Origin of the sequence: Bacteroides sp. 43_46 (genome assembly GCF_001915455.1) — a bacterium.
Taxonomy (GTDB): domain Bacteria; phylum Bacteroidota; class Bacteroidia; order Bacteroidales; family Bacteroidaceae; genus Bacteroides; species Bacteroides caccae.
The window spans coordinates 1-12,365 of sequence record NZ_MNQN01000113.1 but is presented as its reverse complement, the minus strand read 5'-3'; the positions used below and the strand labels follow the sequence as shown (position 1 = coordinate 12,365).

The following is a 12,365-nucleotide window of genomic DNA, read 5'->3' as shown; positions in this document are numbered from 1 at the left end:
TTATGGTTGTGTAGCAAACATACGACTTTTTTCTAAAACTCACATCATCAAACGAAAGTTATATTTAAAAGTGACGATGAAATATCCCTTTATTTCCTGCGTACGATACTCATAAAAGCCATCAGAAGTAGCCATACGCCCATAACTTTTTTTCTTTCCCAGAATATCCGCCCAATAAGCCGACAATTCCGCTTCCTTCTTCTTCAGGAAACGCCATGTAGCACCGGCATTCCACAATATTTCATCATCTTCCCCTTTCTGAATATTCGTTCCGCTACGAAGATTATACGTAGCATCTGTGCGCAACTGCAACCCGAAAGGAAAATCAACATAACCATTCAGACCGAAATTATAATAACGCGTATAGGTATCATTATCGTTCAAAGAATTAAGCGAGTATTGGTAATTCCAAGAAGTAGATAAGTCAATGCCTCCCCAAGAAGGTTGATAAGATGCCTGTGCCTCACAATTCAATCCGGTATCACGGGTTGTACTCTTTTCCGGCTGTAAGCTTTTATCTTCATTAATCATACCTACACGGTTACTATGATTACCGGACATATCCAATCTTAAAGAGAAATGTCCAAAACGTTTCCACCAGCTAGCCCCTCCAAACAAATTCCAATTACCGTTTATATTGACCGGATACGTTTCGCGTCCACCGGTCTGCACGTCATATATCATGACTTGTGTAACACTGTTTTGCTCCACCTGTCCGCCTAGGTTTGCAGATATACCTTTAGGTGAGTTCTGAAAATTCAGACGTATATTATGACTAAACATCTGCTTCAAGTCAGGATTTCCACGGGTGATATACAGCGGATTGCTATTATCCGTCAACGGCATCAAATCCGACAAAGAAGGCTGCCGGGTGTTACCGTTATAATTCAGGCTGACACGCATCTCTTTCTTCCGCCAGCTCATCCATATCATAGGTTGGAAATCAATCATATTCATGGCAGTATCCGCATAAAGTTTCCCTACTTTCCGGTCAATGGTACGCCTTTGCGGCGTAACCCCCAGTGATGCGTTAAACATCCATGTGTCATCCGAATAGTTGACTCCTACATTCAGATCGTGCCCATTACTGCGGCTGTGGCTACGGTTGCTCAAACTATCTACATACCCCGCCTCGTAACCGGAAGGTAACTCACCGTAAATATCCGAACTCGCCAGGGAAGACAATTCATAAGTATCGCGGTTACTCCGTTCATACCGGGTACTCCAGTTATATGCCACCCGCAGACGTACCTTCTTTCCGACAGGTTGAGTAAACGAAAGTCCCACCCTCCAGGAATTATTGCGCTGGGGTGACTTCAAATACTGGTTACGATAAAGTACCGAGTCATTCCCATTCTTATCCTTCAAGCGAAAATAGGTAGTCTCGGAAAGAGAGAAACTTTCATTATTTCCCCACGAATCGGAATTCTGAATATTCAGTCCCAGAGTTGTTCCTTTTTCGTTCAGGCGTCTCATCACTCCCATTGCCCAATGGTAGCGGTAGGATTCATTTTCCGACCGTGACCGATTCTCACTACGGTTCACCTTTATATCCCGGGGAACAGACTCAAAATCACTGAACAAGTTCTCATGGTTTACGCCGGGAGGAGCGTCAAAAGAAGCACTCTGACTGTTACTTTCATTTTGATTAGGAGTATACCCGAAATTTCCACTGAAGTTGACACGCGTGCTTTTATCTACTTTCCACTCTCCCATCAAGCTGGAATTGACCGACCGTCCTTTAGAGTTTCCTTCGTTGGCAGAGGCCGAATATTGGTTGCCACCAGTCAAATACTGCTCCTGATACATAGAAGATATATTCCCGTTCCTGTTAAGATTATAATTCACATGGCCATTCAAAGAAAACTTTCCGCCAAATTTATGTGCCATATTCAATCCCAGCGAATTATTGATATTATCTTTGTATGTACTGTTCTGATATCTATTAGTAGAACGGGCTATAAAAGACAGGTTTTCCCCATTCTTACGGAAATAATTCACTTGTGCCTCCAGATCCTTCTTCTTATTATTGCCATACCCTACCGTCGCATTTGTCAGCCAAGTCTTATTCAGTTCATCCTTGGTTTGCAAGTCAAGCACATATTTCTTTTCTCCCGAACTGATTCCCGTAAATTCTTCCTCTTTTGATTTCTTGTCGTACACCTTTAACTTGCTAATCAAGTTTGCCGGCAGATTCTCAAGCGCGGTCTTTTTATCTCCTGAAAAGAAAGACTCCCCATTTACATTAATTTCGCTGATAGGCTGACCGTTGTAAGTCAATGAATGGTCTTTTTTGTTATACACCAGTCCGGGAATACGTTTCACCAAGTCTTCCAGATAAGCTCCTTCGGGAGTTTTGTAGGCAGAAGCATTGATAACAGTCGTATCTCCTTCCATAACCACTTCCCTCAATTTTCCGGTCACTACCACCTCATCAATCTGAAGGTCATCATCCTTCAGTACGATAGTGCCCGCATTTATAGATACGGAATCTCCCAATGCACGGTAGAAAGACTGCATTCCCATAAATGAAACCTTCAACAGATATTCTTTCTTTTTCTGTGGCTGATAAGTTAGAGTAAATCGACCGTTTTTGTCACTTGCCGTACCTTTTACAAAAGCAGAGTCCATCTTTTCCAAGACGACAATACTGGCAGAAGGCAAAGATTGTTTCTTTTCACTTCCGGTATCCAGCATTTGTACCCTTCCCCTGACAGTCCTCACCTGTTGCGCATACACTATTGTATGCATACAAAATAACAGTAAAAGTAATCCGCCCAGTCTGCAAATTTTCATGTCAATAGCAGTATAAGTCTATATTTTAGTTTGAGTCTTAGTAAACAATGTAAAATTAAGGAGTTTCTTTAGAAAGCTTACTATTTTATTCATTTTATTAAAACAAATTACATTCCAATCACACAAGGTCACAATATAAACTAACAAAAAGACTTCCTCCACATATAAAAATATACTCTTTGAGAAGAATATCCTTTTTATAGAGGAAGAAGTCTCCCTATCAACAAAAACTATCAATTAGAAACTCATAATCACTTAAAATTCTCCGTAAAGAAAACTCCTGCCGGAAAACTATTCTTATTTTTTATATCAAACTGTAAAGCTGGTGTTTTATTGAAATCAAAAATAGCAATATCATTGGTTTTATAATCTGCATATCCTTTCAGAGTGGCAAAATAAACTTCCCCGCTCACCGGATCAACTCCCAAACTATTATAATAGATCCCTGCATCCTCCACATACTCTTTTATATCAGCAACTTCTTCCGTCTCATTCTGAGAAAAAATATGCCGATATAGCTTAAAGCCGGCATTACTGAAATAGATAATATCATCTTTAGCAGAAAAAGCAGGGGCAACTCCCCACCCGGCACCAATACTGACATTCAAAGTATGAGAATCAATAGTCTTATAATCAACCGGACTGACTTTTATAATACTCGCAGGCTTTGTACATGAAACCCACAAATTTCCATCATATGTTTTAGCAACACCGGATAAAGCGCTTTCAAAAGAAACAGTATGTATAACAGTCCCGTTTTGAATAACAAAAAGTTGCTTATTGCCCATCACAAAAGCTTTGTCTCCAACCACAGCCATACGATTTTTCAAAGCGCCCTTCGTCCCCTCAACAAAAGTCAGAACTTCGGTGGAAGTATCCAGCATATAAACTCCATTATTATCACGAATATAAAGATTCTCTCCGACTACAGCCAAATTGGACGGCCAGGACAAAGTAGTATTATCATAAACCTTTTCTTTCTCCAAACTAGTAGCATTCGCAATAGTCAGCAGCCCTTCACCACCATTTTTGGCTCCATTTTGAGAAAGTATATACATCTTATTATCACTGATAAACAGGTCTTGACAGACATTACCAAGCAAAGTTTGATTTACCCGATAATATGCACTATCTACCGCTATGCCTTTTGAATCCACAAAAGTCAAAGTTCCGGTTTCATTCCCCATATTTCCTTCATTCAAAATAAAGGCACCTTTGCCAAACCGCCCTTCCACCTTGGCTGTCATAGTCGTTTGAAGGTTTTCTCCCTTATCATCCGATACCGCCAGTCCTATAACATACTCTCCAGTCTTAGGCTGTGAAAACTTATATGTTGAAGCGGTTGAAACTTCCTTTCCGTCTACTGTCCACAAATATCTCATCGCCCCAGACAGATTTTCAATCCGGGCATCCAGATACAATGTATCTAACTGCGCAATCACATTACTTTCCGATTCACTCCCGATCCATACAGATGAGTTCAAATTTTCCTCCTCATCACATGCTGTAAAAACCAGTCCCAAGGCAACAACTGCCAATACAAAATACCTTTTCATTTCAAATTCTTATTATCAATTATTTCTTAACTTATTTGCGGGTATCGATATCAACTCCTAAAACATGCAAATCCTCAACCCCTGATATCTCAGTGGAACATTCACCTAACCAACCATTTTCCTGATTGACACCGGTATATATCTTTATGAAATCAATTCCCGGCAAATGTACCTTCTGACCTTTTGAATTTACTGCCCAATCTATATCAATAGCAGACTCATCTTTAGTGTTCACCTCATTATCAGCATAACCATAACGGAATTTATACAAAACAAAATAATTACCTTGTCCACTTTCATCAACAGCATTTTGAGGTAAACAAGTCCCTTTAAATGTTATCTTATCTTCTTTTATCCATTCCGGAAAATAACACTGATTATGAAATGTATTTTTCACTTTATATCCCGAATTTCCCCGGTTATCTTCCCACCGGATATATTTCTCTCTTTCTTCCGAAGTTTCCGGTTCTTTTTCCGGACGATAATAAGTGATTTCATAGTTTCGATAAGTCTCCACATCATTTCCCGCAGCTACAGCCTTGTCATACCATAATTCCAGTGCAGCGTCTTCATGAGCACTACCGGCAATCTCATACCATTCGTCCTCATCCGGCATACCATTCTGATTTTTATCATAAGCTACCATGATCACTCCCGGCTCACAACTTCCTCCCTCCGGTGCATCAGAGTCTGGATTGGCCGCAGAATAAAAAGCATTGCCAAGTACCCGGAAATCACGTTTTCCGGTAACATTAGTTATTGTATGGTCAAAACCTACTACGACATATCCTCCGAACCCTCCTAAAGAAATCATCCCCTTTTTATTGTTACCGATAGCTGCCAATACTTTTTCGTTCATAACCTCTTGTGTGTCTCCTTCGTCATATGCCGGCAACGCATTAGTAAATTGTCCCACGGCCGGAACAAAATCAAGAACTTTAGTGATATAAGCCGTTGCTCCTTCAGGAGCCGGTTCGATATTATCAAAAGTTACTGTGACCGCAAAAAGATAATCATAATGATTCTCACCTTGTGACGCACGTAGAATCAGTTCGTATTCTCCTACCTCCTCAAACATATACTCCAAATCTTTTGTCCGGGCAATTTCACTGCCGTCCAGCAACCATAAATAAGAGATCCCTTCATCCGACTCACTTTCAACCCGTACCTTCAACAGTTGATCAACAACAACCGCAAAGCCACCCTCCGGTTGCGACACACGGATGTCTTCCTTTTTCAGTAGGTAAGGCTCCGAAGCATCTTCTCCATCATTACATCCTGTGAATACAGTTCCTACAAACAAAGAAACTGCAATGACTAATGCTAGTCTTAAAATTTTCCTGTCCATTTTTATTCATTATTAGTTATTGAAATGTTTTCGTTGTAAAAGCAAAATGAGCCGGTATATCCCCCGCCCTGACTTTCCATCTTTTCTTTCCTTCAGGACTGAAACAGTAGAGATAACCGGGTACAACATAACTTTTTGCATCCGTTACAAATATTTCTTTGGTCTCGGGATTTACAGCTATCCCATACGGAATTGTTATTTCTGTTTCAGTTCCATCAGTAATAAAATTGCGGGATACTATTTTATTTTGTTTCACGTCATAGAGGGCGTAAGTAATAGTATTACTTTCCGTCACATAACTCCATTCTACACTTGTCATGTAAATCGAATCTCCACTCAAACACATTTCACTGGCAGCAATTCCCAAATTTCCTGTCACACGATCTGTCTGAGTATCTATAATAAAAACATCCGATCCCGTTCCATAATAATCTCCTCTCGAACTCACATATATACGGCCGTATCTATCCAGTTTCATACGGTGAAGATTTATAGCTACATCAATTGTTTTAATAACTTGAAAAGTCTTCAAGTCAATCACCGATACCGTCCGGTCATAGTCCGGAAAACGATAACCGCCGGAATTGGCAACATAAAGTTTTCCATCTTTTATTACCATTTCTTCCGGTTGATAGCCGACTACCACTTCACGGGTTACAGCCAAACTTGTCGTATCCACTTCAACCACTTTTCCCGGACGCGCATTGGGATCTATTCCGACAGGGCCTGCATAAGAACTTACATAAGCCTTTCCATCATTAAAAGTGATATACCGGCAATTTGTCACATTTATTTGCCCCAGATGTTGTGCCGTTTCCACATCCATCACCTCTATAAAATTCGAGCAATTGATTACGGCATACAGCTTATCTCCATAAATCTGCAAATCATTTCCAACATCCCCCAGTTCTTTCACTACGGACGGATTCCGCTCGGCATAAATATTACGATGATACTTACCGGTAGTGCTGTCATAAAAATCAAGCGTACACTTATTACTTCCCATATTTCCTTCATTGAGAAGATACATTCCTTTAATACTGACGCCCCCTAAAGGATCCTTGCCAACATCTATCTCGTCAGAAGGTAGAACCGGAAGCTCGCCCCGACAAGCCAGTAAACAACAGCCTGTTAATATACCAAGCAAGACACGCGAAAGAATATTATTCACAATCATATCGTTAAGTTTAAAATGAATTTAAAGTTAGTTCCGGGCATCGGATAAGACCTCACCACCTCATATTGTTGATTAAAAATATTGTTTACTTCCAAGGTCAACTTGAAATCATACTTTCTCCAACTGAATTTCTTTGCCAAAGAAAAATCACTTGTATACCAAGGAAGACGATAATTCTCCGGAGTATTGGCCGAAACGTCATAGCGCTCTCCCGTATATATAAAGCTATAATTCAATTCCCATGATTTATATCCGGCATTTAATATAGCCGAGCCACTATGCCAGGGAATATACGATATTTGTCCCCCATACGTATCTTTATCCGACTTATCAGTAAAATCCTGTGCTTTCTGATACGTATATGATAACCGGCTGTCAAATACCCAATCGTTACCAAACTTCCAAAGTCCTTGCAAAACGACATCCACTCCTTTTATTTTAACAAGTCCCATATTAATCATTGTCCAACGAAAGAAATTATTGGTAGGAGTAGCTATTATTTTATTTTCCACCTCATTATAATACGCATCCAATTGCACATTCAGTGCTTGCAGCCAGGTTCCGGAAGATAATTTCTGATAAGTGAATCCTACGTTATACTGATTAGTATACTCAGGTTTCAGCTTTATATTCCCTATAAATGTATAATACAAATCGTTCAAAGTCGGCATACGAAATATCCGTTTGTAAAAAGCACGCAGACTTAAATCAATATTCTTGAAAGGTTTATAGGAAGTGATAACGGTAGGAGTAAATTCCATTTTATTCCCGGCCGAAGTAGTATCTGAAGCTACGTTCTCATTTACAAAAGTTCCCAAGACACTGGCCTGCAACTTAAAACGCTCAAAATGTAAAGAGGTAGCTGCCGCTACCAACGCCGTATTTCTCCGGGGATAAGGAAAATCAGTCAAATTAGCGTTCAGTTTATTCCATTGGTAGTCCGCTGAAATATTTATATCCCAAAAAGGAAAAAGAGTAACCCTGTTAGCCATTGACAAGTAAACTTCCTGTTGGCGATATGTATTATTTACATACATGGTAGCCTCCTCCTTTTGGGGATCTGCCAGATAATGCAGATAATCATACGCGTATTTGGCATTCAACAACAGACTGTACACATCACCGAAATCTTTTTTGAAAGAAGATTGGAAAAAGAAATTTGTATCCCATTGGCGATCCTCATGTGAGAAACGATTCCGCACAACAGCACCGGGATATCCACGTTCTGAATTATAAAAATAAGCTTTCGTACGCCAGTAACCACTTTTTATCTTGCCATATAAGCCACTCTCAGCACGCAATGCATTGACATCCCCATTACGGCGTACTGCCGTAGTATCATATCCTCCATCCACCGCATAAGTAAATTTATACTTTCCGGTTGTATACATATATTCAGTACTAAGTGACGCACTCACATTCTCACTCAGTTTCTGTTCCCAAAGCAAAGAAGGATTGACAACTCCGAAAGAGCCCGTCTTAAAAGTCGCTTTCACATGATAAGCCCTATCCTCCCGAAAAACGGGTGTTCTCGACTGGAGATAAATAGAACCTGCAGAACCAAAATCTTTCGCCGGTTGGAAAATGGCACTTTTCTGACCATTATATAAAGTGACAGCTTCCATATTATCCAAAGAGAAACGTCCCAAATCAATCACTCCATTCTGCGCATTACCCAGTTCAATACCGTCATAAAACACTCCCACATGATTCGTTCCCATACTTCGGATATTAACGGTCTTCAGCCCGCCTATTCCACCATAATCTTTTATTTGTACTCCGGAAAAATAACGTATAGCGTCCGCTACCGAATGTGCAGCCAGTTTCTCCAACTTATCCCCTGATAAAGATTGCACCGGAATTACCTCCTTATTAATTCTGGCAGTAACCACTACTTCATTAAGATGATGCAAACTGTCCAGTTTGCTTTGTGCTGACGACAATAAAGCCATACTCAAAAAGCATCCTATCCCCAATACCCTAAAATAAATCTGCCCGAACATAATCCTCCTGTTTATTAATTAAAATAATAAACTTTCATAGGGTTACAGTGAGGATGCAATTTTCCATACACTCAAACATATACACGTGCTTCTCCCCGCATAATGGAACACTCAAAAAGGCATATTCCTCCTTCCTGAAACTTCACATCACCAATCAAAGATGTATTTTGAATAAAAAACTGCACTCTTCAAACTCTAATCCCGGAAAGTTTCAAGAATTCAATTTTGGCAGGTCTTCTGACTTACTCCATTTTCCTAACGCCCTTCCCATTCCTCCAAAGCGGAACAGTGGATTTGAGTATTGTAGGAAAACTTTTGGCGGAGCTTACAGCAGCGGGTCTGTTCAGGATTTACACCTGATTCCCTTTTCACCACTCTTTCCGTAGAATCGGAAAAGTGACACCAAAATTTCTGGGGACAAAGATACACAAATAGGAACAAATCGAAAGAAAAATCCAACTAAAATAAAAACAAACTAATAATTAAGTCCTATCTTTGCCGTTCAAAAGGACCCACTATTATTTTTTTCTAATTAAACATCTTATAAAAGTGAAATCTCCTGCTCCGACTATCACGTTACTTTGCCTGCTCTTTTTGGCAAGCTGTATCACCCGTAATAAGACATCTCTGGAAGCATTCAACCAAGATGTATATACCCCTGAATACGCTTCGGGATTTAAAATCCTGGGTGCTGAGAACGCCGCCAGTACGCTTATACAGATTACCAACCCGTGGCAAGGCGCCAACGACGTAACAATGTCTTATTTTGTTACACGCAACGGCGAGCAAGCGCCTGCCGGATTCAACGGTCCCGTCATCCCTGCCGGAGCCAAACAGATTGTATGCATGTCTTCTTCCTATGTTGCCATGCTCGATGAACTGGGAGAAGTCAACCGGATTGTCGGAGTTTCGGGCATTGATTATATCGCCAATCCCTACATCCTTGCCCACAAAGATTCAATCAAGGATATGGATCCTGAAATGAACTACGAACTGCTGATTGGATTAAAGCCCGACGTAGTCTTGCTCTATGGCATAGGTGACGCCCAAACCGCTGTAACGGACAAACTGAAAGAACTTTCCATACCTTATCTATATATGGGGGAATATCTGGAAGAATCACCGCTCGGCAAAGCCGAATGGATGATTGTCCTTTCCGAACTGACAGACAAACGGGAAAAGGGAATAGAAATATTCCGGGAAATTCCCCAACGTTATTACGCACTGAAAGCCCTCACGGATTCCGTCAGCCAGCGTCCTACCGTTATGTTCAACACTCCGTGGAACGACAGTTGGGTAATGCCTTCCACCCAAAGTTATATGGCACGACTGATTGCCGATGCAGGCGCAGAGTACATTTATAAAGAAAACAGTTCCAACAGTTCAACCCCAATCGGACTGGAAACAGCCTATGGCCTGATACAAAAAGCCGATTACTGGATTAATGTCGGTTCGGCGACTACACTTGAGGAGCTGAAAGCTGTCAACCCTAAATTCGCAGACGCAAAAGCCGTGAACGAAAAGACTGTTTATAACAACAACTTACGGTTGACGCCGACAGGCGGAAACGATTATTGGGAATCGGCAGTTGTCCGTCCCGACGTTGTGTTACGCGACTTGATTCATATTTTTCATCCGGAGCTTGTATCCGATTCACTTTATTATTACAGGCGTCTGGAATGAAACAACCCCGCAAACATACTGCACTTTTATTTATCGCGCTAGGCATAATCGCCCTGCTATTGCTAGTCATAGATATGGCAACCGGAGACACGTATATCCCTGTCTCCAAGGTATGGGCTGTGCTCACCGGAGGCGAATGTGATGAAATGACACGTAACATTCTTCTTTCTATCCGGTTCATACGGGTAATAGTGGCGGCACTGATAGGCGTGGCACTCTCCGTAAGCGGTTTGCAGATGCAGACAGTTTTCCAAAACCCATTGGCGGATCCCTATTTGCTGGGAGTAAGTTCCGGTGCAGGATTAGGGGTTGCCTTGTTTATACTGGGAGCTCCACTGCTCGGCTGGTCTGAATTTCCACTGCTCCAGTCATTGGGCATCGTCGGTTCCGGTTGGATAGGAACGGCTGTCATTTTACTGGGAGTAGCTGTCATCAGCCGGAAAGTAAAAAATATCCTCGGTGTATTGATTATGGGAGTCATGATAGGTTATGTGGCAGGCGCCATTATCCAGATACTGCAATATCTGAGTTCTGCCGAACAGTTGAAAATGTTCACGCTTTGGTCAATGGGTTCTCTCGGACACATCACCACTACCCAACTGGGAATCATGACGCCTATGTTATGCCTGGGACTGCTCATTTCCATAGTCTGCATCAAACCGTTGAACCTGTTGCTTCTTGGAGAAAACTATGCACGGACAATGGGAATGAACATCAAGCGTTCACGTACTCTCATCTTCATCTCCACCGCGCTGCTGACAGGAACGGTGACCGCATTTTGCGGTCCGGTAGGTTTTATCGGGCTGGCAGTGCCGCACGTCACACGGTTGCTGTTCAACAACGCCGACCACCGGATACTTGTCCCCGGCACTATGCTGACGGGACTTATCAGCATGCTTCTTTGCGACATCATCGCCAAGAAATTCCTGCTTCCGGTGAACTGTATCACCGCCTTGCTCGGTGTTCCGGTCATTTTATGGGTAATAGCTAAAAACTTGCATGGATTCAAATGATTGAACTTAAGGAACTGACATTAGGATACGGACAGCGCACGCTGTTGAAAACGGTAAACGCCCGAATCACAGGCGGACAACTCGTTGCACTGCTAGGACGCAACGGAACAGGAAAAAGTACTCTCCTGCGTGCCATAATGGGGCTGGAAAGTCCTCAATCGGGAGAAATCAATCTGCAAGGAAAAGACATTGCTTCACTGAAACCGGAAAAATTAGCTCTGAGCATTAGTTTCGTAACCACCGACAAAGTGCGCATCGCCAATCTTCGCTGCAAGGATGTGGTAGCGTTGGGGCGTGCTCCCTACACAAACTGGCTCGGTCAGCTTCAACCGGAAGACCGGAAAATAGTGGATAATGCCATTCAGTTGGTCGGTATGTCCGGTTATGCAGAAAAGACAATGGATAAGATGTCCGACGGCGAATGCCAGCGAATTATGATTGCTCGTGCGCTTGCGCAGGACACCCCGGTAATCCTGCTCGACGAGCCGACTGCCTTTCTTGACTTGCCCAATCGTTATGAACTCTGCCTGCTACTGAAAAAGCTGGCACAAGAAGAAGGCAAATGTATCTTATTCTCCACACATGACCTTGACATCGCATTGTCGCTTTGTGACTCTATCATGCTGATAGATAACCCATATATGTACACTTTGCCCACTTCGGAAATGATAACCAGCGGACATATAGAAAGACTTTTCCGTAATGAATCAGTGACATTCGACGCTCAGGAGATGAGGGTGCGCATCAAATCAGTATAGTCTCAAACTTTTCTTTATATCAAAATAATTG

The 12,365-nt window shown here is 41.8% G+C and carries 8 protein-coding genes and 1 riboswitch; of the genes, 3 read left to right on the top strand and 5 right to left on the bottom strand.

Annotation, left to right across the window (positions count from 1 at the left end; all coding sequences use genetic code 11):
* Positions 1-39: 39 nt before the first annotated feature.
* The 5 genes from BHV72_RS11190 to BHV72_RS11170 all read right to left on the bottom strand — a co-directional run bounded on the left by BHV72_RS11190 (position 40) and on the right by BHV72_RS11170 (position 8,880).
* Entirely contained in the window at positions 40-2,796 is a 2,757-nt protein-coding gene (locus tag BHV72_RS11190) for a TonB-dependent receptor (protein ID WP_022042873.1), read from the bottom strand.
* A gap of 251 nt (positions 2,797-3,047) precedes the next feature.
* Positions 3,048-4,352, bottom strand: coding sequence for a DUF5074 domain-containing protein (locus BHV72_RS11185; RefSeq protein ID WP_055173180.1), 1,305 nt, complete (start codon positions 4,350-4,352; stop codon positions 3,048-3,050).
* 31 nt (positions 4,353-4,383) lie between these two features.
* Positions 4,384-5,700 carry a PKD-like domain-containing protein gene (locus tag BHV72_RS11180; protein ID WP_022042871.1) on the bottom strand — a complete coding sequence of 439 codons (1,317 nt, stop codon included), beginning with the start codon at positions 5,698-5,700 and terminating at the stop codon, positions 4,384-4,386.
* A gap of 16 nt (positions 5,701-5,716) precedes the next feature.
* Positions 5,717-6,877 carry a YncE family protein gene (locus tag BHV72_RS11175; protein ID WP_005678829.1) on the bottom strand — a complete coding sequence of 387 codons (1,161 nt, stop codon included), beginning with the start codon at positions 6,875-6,877 and terminating at the stop codon, positions 5,717-5,719.
* Complete coding sequence (locus tag BHV72_RS11170) at positions 6,874-8,880, bottom strand: TonB-dependent receptor plug domain-containing protein (RefSeq protein WP_286855981.1); 2,007 nt, start codon at positions 8,878-8,880, stop codon at positions 6,874-6,876. Before BHV72_RS11170 ends, BHV72_RS11175 begins: the two co-directional genes overlap by 4 nt.
* A 210-nt stretch (positions 8,881-9,090) precedes the next feature.
* Positions 9,091-9,302: riboswitch (cobalamin riboswitch) on the bottom strand.
* 127 nt (positions 9,303-9,429) lie between these two features.
* Here BHV72_RS11170 and BHV72_RS11165 point away from each other — a divergent pair.
* The 3 genes from BHV72_RS11165 to BHV72_RS11155 are packed head-to-tail and all read left to right on the top strand — an operon-like array spanning position 9,430 to position 12,334.
* A complete protein-coding gene (locus tag BHV72_RS11165; RefSeq protein ID WP_286855980.1) occupies positions 9,430-10,563 on the top strand; it encodes an ABC transporter substrate-binding protein in 1,134 nt (377 codons plus the stop codon).
* Complete coding sequence (locus BHV72_RS11160; protein ID WP_005682715.1) at positions 10,560-11,576, top strand: FecCD family ABC transporter permease; 1,017 nt, start codon at positions 10,560-10,562, stop codon at positions 11,574-11,576. The genes BHV72_RS11165 and BHV72_RS11160 overlap by 4 nt, the downstream gene beginning before the upstream one ends.
* On the top strand, positions 11,573-12,334 hold the full coding sequence (locus tag BHV72_RS11155) for an ABC transporter ATP-binding protein (protein ID WP_005678824.1): 762 nt from the start codon (positions 11,573-11,575) through the stop codon (positions 12,332-12,334). The genes BHV72_RS11160 and BHV72_RS11155 overlap by 4 nt, the downstream gene beginning before the upstream one ends.
* Positions 12,335-12,365 lie beyond the last annotated feature (31 nt).

Bases quoted from the DNA above. Each gene is read 5' to 3' on its own strand.
- BHV72_RS11175 (WP_005678829.1), bottom strand. From the start codon at position 6,877: ATGATTGTGAATAATATTCTTTCGCGTGTCTTGCTTGGTATATTAACA.
- BHV72_RS11170 (WP_286855981.1), bottom strand. From the start codon at position 8,880: ATGTTCGGGCAGATTTATTTTAGGGTATTGGGGATAGGATGCTTTTTG.
- BHV72_RS11180 (WP_022042871.1), bottom strand. From the start codon at position 5,700: ATGGACAGGAAAATTTTAAGACTAGCATTAGTCATTGCAGTTTCTTTG.
- BHV72_RS11160 (WP_005682715.1), top strand. From the start codon at position 10,560: ATGAAACAACCCCGCAAACATACTGCACTTTTATTTATCGCGCTAGGC.
- BHV72_RS11155 (WP_005678824.1), top strand. From the start codon at position 11,573: ATGATTGAACTTAAGGAACTGACATTAGGATACGGACAGCGCACGCTG.
- BHV72_RS11190 (WP_022042873.1), bottom strand. From the start codon at position 2,796: ATGAAAATTTGCAGACTGGGCGGATTACTTTTACTGTTATTTTGTATG.
- BHV72_RS11185 (WP_055173180.1), bottom strand. From the start codon at position 4,352: ATGAAAAGGTATTTTGTATTGGCAGTTGTTGCCTTGGGACTGGTTTTT.